Source organism: Gordonibacter massiliensis (ex Traore et al. 2017) (assembly GCF_019731765.1).
In the GTDB taxonomy this organism is placed as follows: domain Bacteria; phylum Actinomycetota; class Coriobacteriia; order Coriobacteriales; family Eggerthellaceae; genus Gordonibacter; species Gordonibacter massiliensis.
The window spans coordinates 128,492-146,082 of sequence record NZ_JAASIO010000003.1 but is presented as its reverse complement, the minus strand read 5'-3'; the positions used below and the strand labels follow the sequence as shown (position 1 = coordinate 146,082).

At 65.6% G+C, this 17,591-nt stretch carries 11 protein-coding genes; 9 read left to right on the top strand and 2 right to left on the bottom strand.

The window, feature by feature from the left end; translation table 11 throughout:
* Positions 1-117: 117 nt before the first annotated feature.
* The 3 genes from HCH03_RS05750 to HCH03_RS05740 all read left to right on the top strand — a co-directional run bounded on the left by HCH03_RS05750 (position 118) and on the right by HCH03_RS05740 (position 4,801).
* The gene (locus HCH03_RS05750; protein WP_221688721.1) at positions 118-2,724 is read left to right on the top strand and encodes a LuxR C-terminal-related transcriptional regulator; all 2,607 of its coding nucleotides are present in this window, start codon (positions 118-120) and stop codon (positions 2,722-2,724) included.
* A gap of 80 nt (positions 2,725-2,804) precedes the next feature.
* Positions 2,805-3,605 carry a 4-hydroxy-tetrahydrodipicolinate reductase gene (dapB, locus tag HCH03_RS05745; protein ID WP_221688720.1) on the top strand — a complete coding sequence of 267 codons (801 nt, stop codon included), beginning with the start codon at positions 2,805-2,807 and terminating at the stop codon, positions 3,603-3,605.
* A gap of 185 nt (positions 3,606-3,790) precedes the next feature.
* Entirely contained in the window at positions 3,791-4,801 is a 1,011-nt protein-coding gene (locus HCH03_RS05740; RefSeq protein ID WP_221688719.1) for a DmsC/YnfH family molybdoenzyme membrane anchor subunit, read from the top strand.
* A 40-nt stretch (positions 4,802-4,841) separates the two neighbouring features.
* Here the strand turns inward: HCH03_RS05740 and HCH03_RS05735 are convergent, their stop codons facing one another.
* Positions 4,842-6,518 (bottom strand): helix-turn-helix transcriptional regulator, encoded by a 1,677-nt coding sequence (locus HCH03_RS05735; RefSeq protein ID WP_438821623.1) that lies wholly within the window; start codon positions 6,516-6,518, stop codon positions 4,842-4,844.
* 277 nt (positions 6,519-6,795) lie between these two features.
* On the opposite strand from HCH03_RS05735, the gene HCH03_RS05730 reads away from it, so the two are divergent.
* The 6 genes from HCH03_RS05730 to HCH03_RS05705 all read left to right on the top strand — a co-directional run bounded on the left by HCH03_RS05730 (position 6,796) and on the right by HCH03_RS05705 (position 13,277).
* Complete coding sequence (locus HCH03_RS05730; RefSeq protein WP_221688717.1) at positions 6,796-7,410, top strand: 4Fe-4S dicluster domain-containing protein; 615 nt, start codon at positions 6,796-6,798, stop codon at positions 7,408-7,410.
* 302 nt (positions 7,411-7,712) lie between these two features.
* Positions 7,713-10,127 (top strand): DMSO/selenate family reductase complex A subunit, encoded by a 2,415-nt coding sequence (locus tag HCH03_RS05725; protein ID WP_221688716.1) that lies wholly within the window; start codon positions 7,713-7,715, stop codon positions 10,125-10,127.
* A gap of 26 nt (positions 10,128-10,153) precedes the next feature.
* Entirely contained in the window at positions 10,154-10,774 is a 621-nt protein-coding gene (locus tag HCH03_RS05720) for a 4Fe-4S dicluster domain-containing protein (protein ID WP_221688715.1), read from the top strand.
* A 1-nt stretch (position 10,775) separates the two neighbouring features.
* A complete protein-coding gene (locus HCH03_RS05715; RefSeq protein ID WP_221688714.1) occupies positions 10,776-11,639 on the top strand; it encodes a dimethyl sulfoxide reductase anchor subunit family protein in 864 nt (287 codons plus the stop codon).
* 98 nt (positions 11,640-11,737) lie between these two features.
* Entirely contained in the window at positions 11,738-12,382 is a 645-nt protein-coding gene (gene dmsD / locus HCH03_RS05710; protein WP_221688713.1) for a Tat proofreading chaperone DmsD, read from the top strand.
* Positions 12,383-12,389: 7 nt separating this feature from the next.
* Positions 12,390-13,277 (top strand): dimethyl sulfoxide reductase anchor subunit family protein, encoded by an 888-nt coding sequence (locus HCH03_RS05705; protein WP_221688712.1) that lies wholly within the window; start codon positions 12,390-12,392, stop codon positions 13,275-13,277.
* Positions 13,278-13,327: 50 nt separating this feature from the next.
* On the opposite strand, the gene HCH03_RS05700 is transcribed toward HCH03_RS05705, so the two are convergent.
* Entirely contained in the window at positions 13,328-17,578 is a 4,251-nt protein-coding gene (locus tag HCH03_RS05700) for an EAL domain-containing protein (RefSeq protein ID WP_221688711.1), read from the bottom strand.
* Positions 17,579-17,591: the final 13 nt, after the last annotated feature.

The window sequence follows — 17,591 nt, the reverse complement described above, 5'->3', positions numbered from 1 at the left end:
ACGGAAAGCATATCCGCTTGCTTAAGTATAGGGTCATCGGACGAAAAGAAACATCATCCAGTATGAGGTTTTCGCGCTATACTTCCCGATAAACGAATTGCAGAAAGGGCAGGTGGCATGGCGAAGATGCGCGGCAAGGCGCACGGCGAGCCGGAGGGTGCGAAGGAGCCGGACGTTTCGGCCGACCTGCTGCTGAGCGAGAAGTTCGCGCCGGCGTCGCTGCCCGACGTGTGCGCTCCGCGGCTGCGCGTGGTGGACGCCATCAACCGCGCTGCGCGAATCCGGTTCGTCTACATCGGAGCGCCGGCGGGCAGCGGCAAGACGGTGTCGGCGCTGCTGTGGCTTCGCAAGGTGAGGCAGCCCGCCGTGTGGATCGGCCTCGACCGCTACGACGACGTGCCCTCGGTGTTTTACAAGCAGCTGGCAACCGGCCTGTACTCGGTGCAGCCCGGCAACGAGGCCATGCGCGCCGTGCTGGAGGATCCGGCGTTCTCGTCGTCCCCGGTCGAGCACGCCATCAGCCTCGTGTCCGAAATGTGGCCGTTGGACAAACGGCATGTGCTGGTGTTCGACGATATGCACTTCATCAACAATCGCGAGATAGCGAAGTCGCTTTCCGACGTGCTCAGGCGCCTGCCCGGCGCGTTCACGGTGCTGTTGCTCTCACGAGCCGATCTGACGGAAGAGTGGCGCGCTGTGAGCGCGGCCGGCAAGCTTGCGGCGCTGGGCGCGGAGGATCTGCGGTTCGGCGAGGACGAGATTCGCGAGTACTTCAAGGAGCTGGGCCTGTCCCTCGCGCCCGACGAGGTGCGGCTCGTGCACGTGGCTACGGACGGCTGGGCCATCGGCGTGGCGGCGCTGTCGAAGTCGGGCCAGGTGAAGGCAGGCAGCAGCCGCTTTTTGTTCGAGAGCTACTTCGACGAGCAGGTGTGGAGCACGTGGGACGACGACCTGCGCGCGTTCTGCTTGGCCACGAGCGTGGCCGGCGAGTTCGACCCCGAGCTGGCGGCCGTGCTGAGCGGACGCGGCGACGCGGGCGAGGTAATGGACCAGCTCGCGCGCACCAACACGTTCCTCACCCGGTTGCACGGGGACACGTTCCGCTACCACCACCTGTTCCGCGACTATCTGGTGCGCAAGTCCGAGGACGCGGGTGTCGACCGCACGGCGCTGTGCAAGCGGGCGGCGGAGCACTTCCGCAAGAAGCGCGACTACATGCGGGCGTTGCGGTTCTGGTTGGAAAGCGGCGACTTCAGCGGCATGGACACCTACCTGCTGTTGTTCCTGTTCGAGAGCAACCCCGGTTCGGTGGCCGATTACGCCGATTTCCTGCGCACGCTCGACATCGAGAAGATTCCCGACGACGCGTACCGGGTGTGCCCTCCGCTGCACATCCTGGCGCTGTGGTACGCCTACCTCACCGGTCGCTGCGAGATGTTCGAGCGCCATATGGACGAACTGTACCGAGCCCTGCCGCGCATCGCGCTGTTCGACTCGCGTTTCGTGGAGTCGTCCATCCTGTCGTACAGCATCGACCACCGCACGAGCGTTTTGGATAAGGCGCGCAAGTTCTCGAAGTTCAGCCGCTTCGTCAAGCACTTCACGCCGAAGGGCCTGGCCACCACCCTCACGTCGTTCACGCATAACCTGCCGTACCCGCACCGCAGCAACCTGGACTACTCGTGCATCGCACTTGAGGAAGGCGGCATGGATCTGCTCGGTCGCACGTTCTCGGTGCTGCTGGGGGCGGAATGGGGGTACATCTACCCACTCATCCCGGCATGCTTCGCCTACGAGCGCGACGACATGGAAACCGCGTTGGCCGGCTTCGAGGACGCCTGGCGTGCGGTGGTGCCCGAGAACCGCGACGACGGACGCATCTGCATCGCCGTGATGCACCATGCGACGCTGTGGCAGCAGAACCGCGACGCCGAGGCCGCCGCCGAGCTTGCCGCGTTCCGTGCATTCGTGGAAGTGCAGGCGCCGTACTTCCTGCCGAACCTGAAGGCCTACGAGACGAAGCTCGCGCTGTTCGACGCCGATGCGAAGGCGGCACGCTCCTGGCTGGACGAGTACTTCGTCACCGAGGTGGACCGCATCGAGCTGGTGCGCGTGTTCCAGCATTTCACCACGGTGCGGGCCCGCCTCGCGCTCGGCCAGACGGATGATGCCGAGCGCTTGCTCGACGACCTGCTAGAGTTCGGGCGCGCGTTCAACCGGCCGCTCGACCGCGGCGAGGCGGGCGCGCTCAAGGCTGCGCTTCTGTGGGCGACGGGCCGGAGGGGCGAGGCGGTGGACGTGCTCGCGACCGCGCTCGAAGAGCTTGCGCCCTACGGGTTCTACCGCGTGGTGGCCGACGAGGGCGCTTCGGTGGAGCCGGTGCTGAAAAGCCTGGCTGCCCGCATGGTGCGCGCCGATTACGAAGGCCCGCTCGAACGCGCTTTCGTGCAGGAGGCGCTGCTGGCCGCGCACGATCGCGCGGGACGTTTCCGCGGCGTGACGGCGAACCTCGGTGCGAGCGACAAGCCCGTGAAGCTGTCCCGGCAGCAAAAGCTCGTGCTCGAGCTGCTGGCCCAGGGCCTGCGCGCCCCCGAGATAGCCGAGCGAGCCGGGCTCACGGTTCCCACGGTGAAAAGCCACCTGTCCGCCGCCTACCGCAAGCTCGACGCGCACACCGCCGAAGACGCCGTGTTGCGCGCCCGCAAGTTGGGGCTGATAGGGTAGGGCCGTCCCGGCGTATACTGGCTGGGAAAGGCGGTCCGCTTCCCTGGGAGACAGGGGGAGCTTCGAGACGGGAGCGAGCTATGAAGATCGTCGTTGTGGGATGCCACGGTCAGATGGGCAAGCCCATCAGCCGGTTCGTCGACGCGCGCCCCGGCATGGAGCTGGTGGGCGGCGTGGGTCCCGCCGGGCGCGACTATATCGGCAAAGACCTCGGGCAGGTCGTCGGTTTGGGGCGCGACCTCGGCGTCCCCGTCGTCGACGACCTCGAGTCCGTTATCGACGAGTGCGACGCGCTCATCGACGTGTCCAGCGTGGAACAGTGCCTCGAGACGCTCGATCTCGCCGTTGCGCACGGGAAGGCCCTCGTCACGGCCAGCACCGGGTTCACGCCCGAACAGTTCGCGCGCTTCGAGGAGGCGGGGAACCATATCCCCGTCATCTTCAAATGCAACACGTCGAAGATGGTCAACGTGATGCTGAAGCTGGTGGAAACGGCGGCGCGGGCGCTTGCGGACGAGTGCGATATCGAGATCATCGACCAACACGATCGCGACAAGCTGGACGCGCCCAGCGGCACGGCCGTCATCATCGGCAACATGATCGCCGAGCTGAAAGGCACGACCCTCGACGAGCTGGCCGAGTACGGGCGCGTCGGGCACGGTTCGCGCAAACCGGGCGGCGTGGGCTTCCATTCGCTGCGCGCCGGCGACATCACCAGCGACCATAAAGTGTATTTCGGGGGCATGGGCGAGCGCTTGGAGATAACCCACTACGCGTACAGCGACGATTGCTTCGCGCGCGGGGCTGTGGACTGCGCCGCGTTCCTCGAAGGCAAGCCCGCCGGCGTGTACCGCATCCAAGAGGTGTTCGGGCTCGCGTAGCCGGCCGCCCCGCCGCATCGTTGCATCGGCGCCCGCGTCGCACGCGTCGGCTCCGCATCGGGGCGGCAACGCTTTATCGAACACGGAACCAACCTCGAAGGCAACGGTCGGGGAGCGCCTAAGATAGCCGCGAATCTAAAACGGTGTTCGAAGGAGCCCTCGCGCTTCAAGGAGGTTGATGTCCCATGGATCTCGCGTACCTGCAACTGCCGCTCGTGTTCTTCACGGCGGCCGCGCCCATGTCATCGGGCGCTTTCATCGGGTTGGCCATCGCGTTCGCCACGACGCGCTTCTCGGCCGAGGAGTTGGGCCGCATCGATCGATGGACGCTGCTGCCGCTCGCCATTTTGGCGGCGAGCTTCGTAGCGGTGCTCGCGTTCTCCTTCGCGCCGCAGAGCGCCCTGCTGGCTATCCAAGGCGTCGGGCTGGGCTCCTTGGGGTTCGTCGCCGTCATGGCGGTGCTCTTCGCGGTGGCCGCGCTCGTGTACTGGGTGGTGGCGATGGTCGGCAAGCTGGCCGACGGCGTGCGCAAGGTGTACGTGGGCTTCCTGGGCGTGCTGGCGGTGGTGCTCTCCGTGGCGATAGGGGTGGCGTACTCCCTGTCCGACGTTTCCACGTGGGCCTCGCCCGTCGTTCCGCTCGGATTCGCCGGATACTGCGTGGTGGGCGGCGTGCCGCTGGGCATGTTCGTCGTCGCGGCGGCCCGCGCGTTGCCGACGGCGCGCGCCACGCGCTTCGGCTCGATCGCGCTCATCTCGGCGTTCGTCGGTGCGGTGGTGTCCATCTTCGCGGTGACGGTGCTGATGATGAACGCGCAGGCGACGGCCGCGGCCGTGCTTCCGGGCGTCGATTTCCTGCCGGGCGCATGGGTGTACCTGGTGGTTTCCATCGTCGGTTTCGTGGCCGTGCTCGCCTGCATGCGCGGCTCGCTGGGCGGCGGGCGCTCGAGCGCGCCGCTGGGCAGCACCGCAGGGGCTTCGGCCATGCCGTGGAACAGCTTCGACGACGCGCCGGTCGGCGACCCTGCCCGCACCGACACCGTGCGCACCGACGCCGCGCACGTCCGGGATACGGCCAGCGCCGGCGAGTCGACCGCCGCGACCGCTTCGTCCGTGGGCCTGCTCGCCCTGGGCAACGTGGCCGTGCTCGTGGCCTTGGTGGCTGCGCGCGTGCTGTTCTACGCGCTGCAGATATAACCGCCCGCGCCCTGGTGCGCGGTAGCGCCGAAGGAGCTGCTCAGTCTTCCAAATCGCTCGGGTCGAACGAGTCTATGAGATCGAGCAGCTCTTGCTTTTTGTGGATGTCGAGCTTCGCGTAGATGCGCTTGGAGTGGGTGCGGATGGTGTTCTCGGACACCACGAGATCCTCGGCTATGCGGGCCACGGTGTTGCCGCGGGCGATAAGCTCCATGACCTCGGTCTCGCGTGCGCTCAAGCGGTAGTGCTGGCGCAGCAGCTCGGCTTGCTTCGATATGCGGTCTTGGTACACGGGCGCGCCCGCGCCCGCGCGTCCTCGCGCGTCGACGTACGTCGGCCGCTTCGCTGCGGCGCCGTCGGCAGGCGCGGCGGGCGCGTGGCCTTGCGGTGCGCTCTTGCGGCTTTGCGCGACGCGCGCGTTCTCGTCCGCAGCCGCCCCGCCCGACGGGGGCTGCGCCTGCGCGGCGCCTTTCGCCTTGACGTCGCGGCCCACGGGTCGCAGCGCCACGAGCTCGATGCTCTCGGCGTCGCTGGCGCGCCCGAGCACTTTGCGGAAGCCTCCCTGGCCCACGAAGTACATGAGGCCCAGCAGGTACACGGCCACCAGCGCCACCACGGCCAGCGGCTCGATGCCCGTGATCATGATCTGCTCGGCGAACGAGCCGCCGATGAACCCCACGTCGTGCAACGCGTACACCACGCCGCCGAAGAACCCGTAGATGAACACGGGGTTGATGCCGCGGTCGCGCGACGCCTGCGCGCACTGCATCATCATGAGCATGATGGCAACGCTGTACACGGCGTACAGGATGGCCGCCAGCCATTGGGCGTACGCGGTCACCAGAAACGGCAGCAGCAGAAACGACGTGATGACGAACGGGAACACCACGCGGTAGGCGCCCGCCACGTTCAGGCGCAGGTTCTTGTACTGCCACAGCACCAGCACCGTTATGGCCGCCACGAGCGCGCCGGCCATGGACATCACGTTCACCAGCGCGCCCACCTGGGGCTCGCCAATGGCCAGCGACCTCATGACGCCGGTGCAGAAACCCAGGGCGCCCACGCAGAACGCGCTGCGCCAGTAGTCGCGGATGACGTTGCGGTACACGTGCGGGTGGTCGCGCGGCACGTCTTCGAACATGGGCTGGTCGCGGTCGATCTCCCGACTTTTCAACACGATGGCCAAACCGAACAGCGGAAGGAACACGGCGGGGATCAAATACGCCGTCACCGCTTGCGGAATGAGGTACAGCGCGAAGTACATGACGGCGCCCCAAGCCGTTCCCACGATAAGGTCGCGGCTGCCGCGATCGGCGTCGAAGCTGGAGAACAGGCGCTGCCACAGCATGAAGAACCCGGCCGACCCCAGCCCCAGCAGGCCGCCTCCCGCTACGACGAGCGGCAGCGAGAACGCGTCGAAGTAGATGGCGGCTATGAGGCAGCACCAGCCCAGGAAGTACGGCGCGCTGGCAAGCATGACCATGAAGCGCCGCGTGGGGCCGGGAAAGAAGTACACGCCGAGGGCGCTGGCGAAGTAGCTGAGCGAGAACACGAGCGACTGGGCGAGGAAGAACCAGAACACGATCTCGGGCGTTTGGAATTCCAACGGCAGGAACGGGAACACGCCTCCCCACACGCCGGCGGCGTTGATGGCCAGAAACAGCGCGTAGCCGAGCGACGCCACGTTCGGTTTCAGGATATGTAGGAGGCTTGCGATGGTCACGGATGGTCCTTGATCGCCTACGGCCGGTGCAAGCGTGAAGTATAACCCAGTTGCCCGCCCTCCAGGCGCGCGGGGGCGAACGGTAACGAAGAGCGATCGAGTTTCCGCGCCGTTGCGTCGAAAACGGCGTCGTTTCTCGTTGTGGAAGCGCTTTTGCGGCTCAACGACGCGGCAACGACGCGGCCACAGAATACCGCGAATATACTTGACCTCGTTTGTTGTCGTTGCGTTTGACGATACCATGTTGCAAGGCTGGCGAAAGGACAAGAGCGTGCAGTACGGTTTCTACTTCGACGCACTCAAGTGCACCGGTTGCGAGGCGTGCGTCGACGCATGCTGCCAACGGTGCGGAACTTCGCGAAGCGAAGCGTGCCGCACGGTCACGCGCTACGAGGGCGGCGTGTGGGAGGAGGCCGCCGACGGCACCTGCTCGACCACGTTGTTCACCTATTTCCTCTCGCTCAGCTGCCACCACTGCAGCGCGCCGCCGTGCGTGGACGCGTGCCCCTCCCACGCCAAGCTCAAAAACGCGGCCACGGGCATCGTGACCGCGGACGCCTCGAAGTGCATCGGATGCGGGGCGTGCGCCTCGGCCTGTCCCTACGAGGCGCCGAAGCACGATCCCGTCCGTCGCCGGACGCACGTGTGCGACGCCTGCGCCGACGCGTTCGGGTCGCATCCCGAACCGGCGTGCGTGTCGGCCTGCTCCGAGCACGCGCTCGCTTTCGACGACATCGACCGGCTGCGCGCCGCGCATGGAAGCCTGGCTTCCGTCCCGCCGCTTCCCGCGCCCGATCTGACGCAGCCCAATCTGGTGCTCAACATGGCTCCCGTTATGCTGAGCTCGTTCATGAAAAGAGCGGCCGTGTCGGGTGCCGCGCGCTGACGATGCACGGCCGGCAAACCGCTTGAGGCAAGGGGGAGGCTCGTTCCGATCGCGGGCGGACGGGCGGCCTCGATGGGGCATCGAGGGTGGATCCTTCGCTTCGCAGGGTGAGTAACCCTCTGATGATCTGCTGAAACTCAAAGTTACCACATTTTATGTGACACGCGGCTTCGCGGTTAACGGTAAGGTGGGCCTCGTTATCGAACCTTCGCCGTCTCGGTGCGAACCGATGAGGGGGCGAGGCGAGGCGCTCGGCGCGGGAGGCGCGGGGCGTGCGAGAAGACGAAAGAAGGGGGAGTGTCATGTCAGACATCATGCCGAGTCTGAGCCGCCGAACGTTCGTGAAAACGACCGGTGCGCTCGGTGCGCTGGCAGCCGTCGGCGGCAGCGTGGCCGCTGCGGACTCGCTCTTCGGAGCCGGTGTGCCCGAAGCGCATGCCGCGTCCGAAGAGAAGATCACCTGGGGCCACTGCGCCATCAACTGCCCGGGACGCTGCAGCCTGAAGTTCCATGTGCAGGATGACGAGGTGGTGTGGGTGGACACCTACACCAGCAAGGACGCGGGCTTCGACGACCCGCAGCCGCGCGCCTGCCTGCGCGGCCGCAGCTATCGCCGCTGGCTCGCCAGCCCCGACCGCATCAACTACCCCATGAAGCGCGTGGGCAAGCGCGGCGAGGGCAAGTACGAGCAGATCAGCTGGGACGAGGCCATCGACTTGGCGACCACGAAGCTGAAAGAGGTCATCGACCAGTACGGCAACGAGGCCGTGTACATTCCGTACGCAACCGGCGTTTCCGCCTCGACGGCCCGCCCGTTCAACCGTTTGCTGAGCTTGGTGGGCGGCTATCTGAACTTCTACAACAGCTATTCCACGGCGCAGATCTCCTGCATCACGCCGTACATGTACGGCTCCAAGCAGTCGAGCGGCTCCACGCTGTCCGCCGCCGAAGACGCCGAGCTCATCCTCATCTTCGGATCGAGCCCGATCGAGACGCGTCAGGGCGGTGCCGTGTCCCACTACGACTGGGCGCATCTTCGCGAGAAGACGAAGGGCAAGATCTACGTCATCGACTACCGCATGAACGACTCCATTTTGGGCCACTCCGAGCAGTGGCTGCCCATCAACCCGGGCACCGACGCCGCCCTGGTGGCCGGCATCGCCCACTACCTCATCAAGCACGACATGGTGGACCTGGACTTCCTGCACACCTATTGCGTGGGCTACGACGAGGAGAGCATGCCCGAGGCTTATAGGGGTAAGAACATGTCCTACCGCGCCTACATCATGGGCGAAGGCTACGACAAGGTGGAGAAAACGCCGGAATGGGCCGCCAAGATCACCGGCATCCCGGCCGAGCGCATCGAGAGCCTGGCCGAGGAGATCGGCACGACGAAGCCCCTCTACGTGAACCAGGGCTGGGGCCCGCAGCGTCGCAGCAACGGCGAGTGGACGGCATGGGCCATCATGGCGCTGCCCTGCCTCGTTGGGCAGATCGGCCTGCCCGGCACGAACAACGGCACGCGCGAAGGCTCGAACTCCATCTCGTTGGAGAGCATGCCGAAGGGCACGAACCCGGTGAAGGCCTCCATCCCGTGCTTCCTTTTCACCGATGCGATCGATCACGGCCCCGAAATGACTTCCAAGAACGCTGGCGTCAAGGGCGTCGATAAGCTCAGCGTGGGCATCAAGTACATGATCAACTACGCCGGCAACTGCCTGACGAACCAGCACTCCGAGATCAACAAGGCGCACGACGTCCTGGCCGACGAGAGCAAGTGCGAGTTCATTTTGGGCATCGACACGGTTATGTGCGATTCCATGAAGTACTCCGACGTCATCCTGCCCGACCTGTTCCGTTTCGAGCAGTTGTCGCAAATCGGCACAGGCGGCGACAACGCCTACATGATCAGCGGCCAGCCGTGCACGACGCCCAAGTTCGAGCGCAAGACCGCGTACGAGATGGCGAGCCTCATGGCCGAAAAGCTAGGCGTAGCCGACGAGTTCACCGAGGGCAAGACCGAGGAAGAGTGGATCAAGGAGCTCTACGAGAAGTCGCGTGAGAAGGACGAGAAGCTTCCTGCTTACGAGGAGGCTATGGAGCAGGGCGTCTACGTGCGTCCCGGCAAGGCCAAGATATCCATGGAGAAGTTCCGCAAGGATCCTGTGGGAAGCGCACTTGACACCCCGTCCGGCAAGATCGAGATATTCTCCGAGAAGGTGCTGAAGTTCACGGAGGGCTGGGAGCTTGCCGAGGACGATACCATTTCTGGTTTGGATACGATTCCGCCAATTCCCGTCTACCTGCCCGAGTGGTACGGCGTGGAGAACACGACCGATGAGTATCCGCTGGCGCTGTCCGGCTTCCACTATCGCGGCCGCACGCACTCCTCCTGGGGCGGTGTCGAGTTGCTCAAGGAAGTCAACCCGCAGGAGGCCTGGATCAACCCGGTCGACGCGGAGCCGCGCAAGATCGCCCAGGGCGACAAGGTGCGCGTGAAGAACGAGTTCGGCGAGATCGAGCTCTTGGCAAAGGTCACGCCCCGCGTCGTTCCCGGCACGGTGGCGGTGTCCCAGGGCGCGTGGCACGACGCCGATATGGCGGGCGACCGCGTGGACAAGGGCGGCAGCATCAACACGCTCACCACCCAGCGTCCCTCGCCCCTGTCGAAGGGCAACCCGCAGCATACGAACATCTGCGAAGTCGTGAAGGCTTAAGCGGCGAGGAAAGGAGAGGATAGATCATGACGCACTATGCATTTTCTTTCGACGGCACTCGCTGCACCGGTTGCAAAACCTGCGAGATGGCCTGCAAAGACTACAAGGATCTTGATCTGGGCGTGGCGTATCGCAAAGTGTACGAGGTGACGAGCGGCGAGTCGAAGAAGGACGCCAACGGCTGCTTCACCAGCACGTGCACGAGCTACCCGCTGTCCATGTCGTGCAACCACTGCGACGACCCGGCGTGCACGAAGGTGTGCCCGACCGGCGCCATGCACAAGGATGCCGAGACGGGGCTGGTCTCCGTCGACGCCGACAAGTGCGTGGGCTGCGGCTACTGCCACATGGCCTGCCCGTACAACGCGCCGAAGGTCGACCGCGAGAAAGGCCACTCCGTGAAGTGCGACGGCTGCGCCGAGCGCGTGGCGGCCGGTGAGAAGCCGGTGTGCGTGGAGGCCTGCCCGGCCCGTGCACTCGATTTCGGCCCGGTCGAGGAGATGTCCAAGATGGGCGAGCGCGGCAACATCGCGCCCTTGCCCGAACCCACCTACACGAACCCGAACCTGTACATCAAGCCCTCGGCCGACGCGAAGCCCGCGGGCAGCGCCGATGGCAAGGTCGTCAACCCCCTGGAGGTGATGTAGCATGGAGGCCGCATTCGCCGAACTGCCTCTGGCGCTGTTCACGACTCTGGCCCCGATGGGCGCCGGCGCGTTCGTCGCGCTCGCCCTGGCCTTCCTCACCACGAAGTTCTCCGACGAGCAGGTGAAGAAGATCGACCGCATGACCATCATCCCGCTCGTCGTGGTGCTGGTGGGCTTCGTCGCCTCGTTCTTCCACCTGGCCTCTCCGATGCACGCTCCGTTCGTGTTCGCCGGCATCGGGTCTTCGCCGCTGTCGAACGAGATCCTCGTGGGCTCCATCTTCGTGGTTCTGGCCTTGGTGTACGTCATCGTGGCGCTGACCGGCAAGCTGAACGGCGGGGCGCGCAAGGGCTTCGTCTCCGTCGTGGCGCTGGCGGCCGTGGTGTTCGCCTGCTTCACCGGCATGGCGTACATGATGGATACCATCGCCTCCTGGAACTCGCCGCTCACCATCGTGCAGCTGCTGGGCTTCGCCCTCGTGGGCGGCATGCCGCTCGGCACGCTGGTGCTGGGCTTGGCCGGGTCGCTGACCGACGCGCTCAAGGGCTCTTACAAGATGGCCGCCCTCGTGGTCGTCGTGGTGGGCGCGCTCCTGGCCATCGTGGGCTTCTGCGTGCAGGTGATGGGCGTGGGCTCTTTGGAGAACGCGCTCGTGTCCGGTGCCGACCTCGTGGCGGACGTCACCATCTACCTCGCGGTCGCCGTGGCCTGCTTCGTGCTGGCGGCGGCGGGCACCGTGGCGGCGCTCATGGGCAAAAGCCCGGTGGGAATGGCCGGCTTCGGCGCGGTCATGGCCGTCATCGGCATCTTCGTGGCACGTCTCGTGTTCTATGCCGTGCAGCTGTCGGTGGGCCTGAGCTTCTAGCTTCGAGCTCCTGACAGATCGACCGTGAAGCAGCAGGGTACGCTACAATGGCAGCGTACCCTGCTTTGTTTGAAGCGCGCGAAAAGAGAGGGAATGATATGGACGACAACAAGGACGCGGTGCTCGAAGGCGTCGTGTTCGTGGGCGAGACGCTCGGGCCGCTGTTCCTGAACGATCCGAAGACGGGCGACGCGGGCGCGGCGTTTCAGGCGCTGGCGGAACTCGACGTGGACGCGGCCGCAGTGGAGTGGCCGTTCGTGGACGACGAGGAGGCCGCGCGCGATCTGGGGCTCATGAAGGAGGGTCTGGCGAAGGGCGCCGAGGACGACGACCTGGTATGGGAGTACCGCCGCCTGTTCATCGGGCCCGCGCCGAAGCCGGCGCCGCCGTGGGGCTCGGTGTACACCGACCGCGAGTGCGTCGTGTTCGGCCAGACCACGCTCGAGCTGCGCGCTTGGATGCGCGAGCAGGGCATCGAGCGGCTCGTGGACGACAAGACGCCCGAGGACCACATCGGCCTCATGCTCGTGCTCATGGCGTGGATTGCCGGCAACCGCCCCGAAGCGTTGGACGAGTACCTGAGCCTGCACCTGCTCACGTGGTCGTCTCATTTCCTGGACCAGCTGGCCGGTGTCGCGGACCAACCGTTCTACGAGGGGCTCGCGCGCTTGGCGCAGGCCAGCTTGGAGGGCATCCAGGCACAGCTTGCGCTCGACGTGACCTACCCGCGGTTCTACCGCTAGGCTGCCCGTGCTGTCGGGGGTGAACACCGCATTCGGCGAGATCACGCTCGTCTTGTTCACGACGCTCGCGCCGTCGGGCGTCGTCGCGTTCATCCTCATGGGCCTGCCGCTTCTGCGCGGCAACCTGCCTGCCGACGTCAGGCGGCGCATCAACCAGTTCCTCAGCATTCCGCTCGTCACGTCCATGGTGGGGCTGGTGGCCTCGGCCACTCACCTGGGCAATCCGGCGAACGCCCTGTACGTGTTCTTGGGCGTGGGCCGCAGCCCGCTGTCCACCGAGGTGTTCTGCGCCGTGGTGTTCCTGGCGCTGGCGGGGGTGTACTGGCTCTACTCGTTCTCGCAGCAACCGCGCACAGGCTTGCAGCGCGGGTGGATGGCGTTGGCCATGGTGGCGGGCGTCGTGTTCATCACGTCGGTGGCGTTCGCGTACGCGGCCGAGACCATCGTGTCGTGGTACACGGTGTACGTGCCGCTGAACCTGTGGCTCAACGCGCTGGTGGGCGGGCCCTTGCTCGCCGTGGTGGGTTTGCGCGCGGCGCGCTACCGGCCGGTGGAGGGACGGTTCGGGCGCGTGCTCGTGGCGCTGTCCGCGGCGGCGCTGGCGGCGAACCTCGTGTCGTTCGGGCTGCAGAGCGCCGCCCTGCCCCGCATCGAGAACTCGTTCGTGTCGGCGGCCGACCTCGTGCCGTACTACGGCCTGATGATCGCGGTGTTCGGTGCGCTCGCGCTCGCGGGCGTCGGCGTGGACGCCCAGGTTCTCTGCGCGCGCGGCGAGAAAGCCCGCTCGCTGACGGTCGGCCGTGCCGTGACGGCCGGTGCGCTCGCGCTGGCTGGGATCTTCGTCATGCGCTTCGCCTTCTACATGATGCACATGACGGTGGGTTTGGGCGTGTAGCCGCCGCAGACGCCGCCGGTTTGACGTTCGGGTCGACCCCCCTGCTCGCCTTAGCTGCCCTCGTAGAAGCGGAAGTGCGCTTTGCCGTCCGACTTCGCGCAGTACAGGGCCTCGTCGGCGCGCTCGTACACCTCGGTGAACCGGGAGCCGTGGCCCGGCACCAGCGCGATGCCGGCCGACGCGGACAGCTCGATGGACGTGCCGCACTGCACCTGCGTCCGCCACGGCGTGTCGCAGAGCGTGCCCACCCGGCGCGAAAGGCTGCTGCGGCTGATATCGTCGCAGTACACGATGAACTCGTCGCCGCCCCAGCGGCAGACCAGGTCGTTCTTGCGGAAGGCGCCTTTCAGATGCCGTCCGATGCCCGACAGCACCACGTCGCCCGCCAAATGCCCGTACTCGTCGTTCACCTGCTTGAAGTCGTCCAGATCGACGATGATGAGCGCTCCCGACGTGCCCTTGCGCAGGGTCTCCTCCAGGGCGCTCGGCAGCAATGTGGAAGCGGTTTGCCGGTTCATGAGTCCGGTGAGCGCATCGTGCGCGGCCTTGTCCTCCAGCTCCAGCTCGCGGCGCTTGCGCTCGTCGATGTCGGACACCGAGATATGGGCGAACACGCTTCCGCCGTCCTCGAGGCGTATCAGACGGTAGCTCAGCTCCATCCACCGCTCGCCCTGTTCGCTCGACTGGCGGTATTCGAGGGAGCCGAACCGGTTGCCCTTTTCGAACTGCGCGAGCATGGCGCCGAAGCTCAGGAAGGAGGCGACGGCGGACGCGTCCTTCTGCGAGCGGACGATCTCGCCGATGCGGTCTTCGGGCGTTATGCCCGACCAGTCTTCCAAGACGATGCCCGTTGCCTTGCGCCATGCCTTGCGATCGGCCTCGCTGAGGAAGCTTTTCGTGCTCAGGTTGACGTACCAGTGCTCCACCGCCTTGCCTTTCAGCATCTCGAGCAGCCTGCTGCTGGTGGCGGAGGGGTGGGAGGCGGGCTGGTCGAGCCTCGACTCCTCCATGTAGCCTATGACGCGCGCGGGCTTGCCGCTGGGATCGAGCACGGCTTCGCAGGTGACGCGCAGCTTCATGAGCTCGTCATCGTCGGTTTGCACCTCGATGTCGCGCACGACGTTGCGGCCCCACTGCACCTCGCGCGCCATGCGCTTGAGGATGCGCCCCACGTCGTCGGGCAGCGCCTCGGCGCCGGCGGCGTCCTTCGACGCGGCGCTCGGAGCGTCGGCCTGGGCCAGCAGCGACGCGATCCCGTTCGACGAAAGGTTCTGGAACGTGATGGAGTCGTGCTCGATGTCGTATATCCACGCGTTCAGGTTGGCGCGGCGGATGATGCGGTAGAGTATCTCGTCCTCCACCGCCAGCTGCTTCTGCATGCTCACGGTGTTGTCGATGTCTATGCACACGCTGGCGATGGCCAGGCGGTTGTTCTTCGTGCGGACGATGCGGCCATGGTCGGCCACCCAGAACCAGGTTCCGTCCTTGCGGGGCATGCGGTACTGGGTGGTGTACTCGAGCCCTTCGTAGTACTCGGGGCCGATGTCCTTCACCACCTGGGGCATATCGTCGGGGTGGATGGAGTTGGCCACCATCCCGTCTATCGCCTCGACGAACTCCTCCGACGTGTCGTAGCCCGCCATGCGGGCGACCTCCTCGTTGGCGAACAGCAAGGGGAAGCCGTCTTCGCAGTACCCGCCGATGAGTCCGCCGGGCACGTTCTGCATGAACACCTGCGCGGCCGCCTGGCGGTTCTCGGTGGTCATGTCGTCCAGGCTCTTCTCGGCGAAGGGCAGGCCCAGCACGTTGCTGAGCGCCGATTGGGACGAGCGCAGCTCCTCTTCCTGCTCCTTCTGCTCGGTCACGTCGGCCAGCGAGGCGAAGAATATGTTGCGGCTCTGCTCGCGCCTGAGGAAGAACGCCTTCATGCGCAGCCACATGAGGTCGCCGTTGAGGCGGTAGCGGCGGAACGTTCCCTCGGCGCCCGACACGGGATGCTGCTCGGCCTGGGCGAACAGATCCATGACGATGGGCAGGTCGTCGGGGTGCACCTGCTTGGATATGTGGCTTTGCCGCTCCCTCAAGTCGACGGAGTTGCAGCCGGTGACCCGGTAGTACGCGTTGTTGACCTGCAGCAGCTCGAAATGATCGGGGTAGGCGGCGTACACGGCCATGCCGCCGATGAGGTTGTCGACGATGGTGCGGCTGGTCTCGTCCTCGTTCAGCAGGGCGCTCATGTCTATCAGCTCCATCAGGGGGCTGAGCACGCCGCGGTAGTCGACGGCGTCGTCGTTGCTGATAAGGGCCTCGAGCTTCGAGGTGTCCATGGGGCGATGGAAATAGTAGCCCTGGGCGTAGTCGCAGCCGATATCCTGCAGGAAGTCAACCTGCTCCTTCGTCTCGGCACCCTCGGCGATGATGCGCAGGTCCATGAGGCGCGCCATGGACACCACGGCTTCGAGGATGCTCTCGCTGCGCTGGGCGTCGCTCTCGCGGGTCAGGAATCCCATGTCTATCTTGAGGATGTCGACGGTGATGTCCTTCAGCATGTTGAGCGACGAGTACCCGCTGCCGAAGTCGTCCATGAGGATGGTGAAGCCGAGCTTTTTCAGCTCGCCCACGGCCTCGGCCATCTTCTCGTCCTCGGCGTAGGCGCTCTCGGTTATCTCCAGCTCCAGCAGATGATGGTCCAAACCGTAGTTCTGCACCAGGCTCTCGAGCGTATCCACCACGTCGATGGCGTAGAGGTCGGCCCGCGATATGTTCACCGACACGGGTATGGGACGCTTGCCGCGGTCGATCCACGAACGCAGGTGCCGGCAGGCTTCGTCCCACACGTACAGGTCCAGGCTTGCGATGAACCCGTTGCGCTCGAGCACGGGGATGAAGTCGCCCGGCATGACCAGGCCGCGTTCCGGGTGCTGCCAACGCACGAGGGCCTCCAAACCCACGATGCGGCCCGTGCGGGTGTTGCACTGGGGCTGCCAGTACAGCACGAACTCGTGGCTCCTCAGCGCCTGCTGCACCTCGAGCAGCGTTTTGGTCTCGCTTTCCAGCTCTTCGGACATGGCGTTCTCGTACCAGGCCGCGCGATGCGCGAAAGACCCCTTTACCGAGGCCATGGCCAGCATGGCGTGGTCGCAGGCGGTGCTCACCGACCCGTTCGCGCGATCGATGGAGCTGATGCCTATGGCGGGGCGGAAGCCTATCGTGTCCTCGGAGTCGAACGGCGGAAGCTTGAACTGCTCCTCGATGTTCTCGCTGGTGACGATGCCGCAGGGCAGCACGAGGGTGAAGTCGTCGCCTCCCAGATACCCCGCCACGCCATCGAAGCGCTGGGCGATGGCGGAGAGCCGGTCGGCTATGGCGCGCAGTATGTTGTCGCCCGCTTCCCGGCCGTGCCATTCGTTGAACAGCTTGAAGTGCTCGATGTCCAAGTAGACGGCCTCGTAGTTCTGGTCGGGGTGGGCCGCCAGCAGCTCGGCCGCCTTCTCGTACAGCGTCGAGGCGTTGTAAAGGCCCGTGAGCTGGTCGCGCTCCCTCAAGCGCTGTATCTGCGCGGTCTCGGCGCGTTCCTTGCGGCTTTTTACTTCGGCGTCGATGTCGGAGATGAAGCACATGACCACGGATTCGCCGTTCTCGCCGCGTTTGACGGGAACGACGGTTTGGGCTGCCCATCCCCAGCCGCCGGCGCACAAGCGCTTGCGAAACTCTCCGCGCAGGGCGCCGCCAGCCTGCTCGAGGCGGGCGGTCAAGGTGGCGAAGTCCCAGAATTCGAGGAAGCGGTCGCGGTCTTCGGGGTTGATCATGTTGTTCAGCACGTCCTCGAACATGGTGCTGAGCTTCCCCTCGAGCGCCGGCATGACGTACTTGTCGGGGTCGGTGTACAGCACTTTGTAGGAGTCGTTCGTCATGTTGATTTCGAACAGCTCGTCGTAGGACGACGGCTCGCTGAGCGAGGCGAACAGGCTGCGGCTCTGGTCGGTGATGGGCCTTCCCGAGAACAGCACGCAGGGGCCGCGGTCGAACCAGTCGGTTTCGAGGCAGGTGATCTCGTACCACAGGTCGCGCCGCGCGCTGAAGATGACCGTTTGGGTGGCGGCGTCGTGCTCGTGGCCGTGCCACGGGCAGTCCTTGCACGGCTCGCTCGCGCCGCGGAACGATTCGTAGCACAGCGCGCCTATCTGGCCTGCAGGAAACACGCGGTGGGCCGCCTTGTCCATGTACACGACGCGGTAGTCGCGGTCTATGACGTAGGTATGGCGGTGCATCGAAGGGTTGTTCGAAACGTCGCTGCTCATGCACCTGCTCCTA

Excerpts from the sequence above, each read along its gene's own strand:
- HCH03_RS05750 (WP_221688721.1), top strand. The coding sequence starts at position 118 with ATGGCGAAGATGCGCGGCAAGGCGCACGGCGAGCCGGAGGGTGCGAAG.
- dapB (WP_221688720.1), top strand. The coding sequence starts at position 2,805 with ATGAAGATCGTCGTTGTGGGATGCCACGGTCAGATGGGCAAGCCCATC.
- HCH03_RS05740 (WP_221688719.1), top strand. The coding sequence starts at position 3,791 with ATGGATCTCGCGTACCTGCAACTGCCGCTCGTGTTCTTCACGGCGGCC.
- HCH03_RS05725 (WP_221688716.1), top strand. The coding sequence starts at position 7,713 with ATGTCAGACATCATGCCGAGTCTGAGCCGCCGAACGTTCGTGAAAACG.
- HCH03_RS05720 (WP_221688715.1), top strand. The coding sequence starts at position 10,154 with ATGACGCACTATGCATTTTCTTTCGACGGCACTCGCTGCACCGGTTGC.
- HCH03_RS05715 (WP_221688714.1), top strand. The coding sequence starts at position 10,776 with ATGGAGGCCGCATTCGCCGAACTGCCTCTGGCGCTGTTCACGACTCTG.
- dmsD (WP_221688713.1), top strand. The coding sequence starts at position 11,738 with ATGGACGACAACAAGGACGCGGTGCTCGAAGGCGTCGTGTTCGTGGGC.
- HCH03_RS05700 (WP_221688711.1), bottom strand. The coding sequence starts at position 17,578 with ATGAGCAGCGACGTTTCGAACAACCCTTCGATGCACCGCCATACCTAC.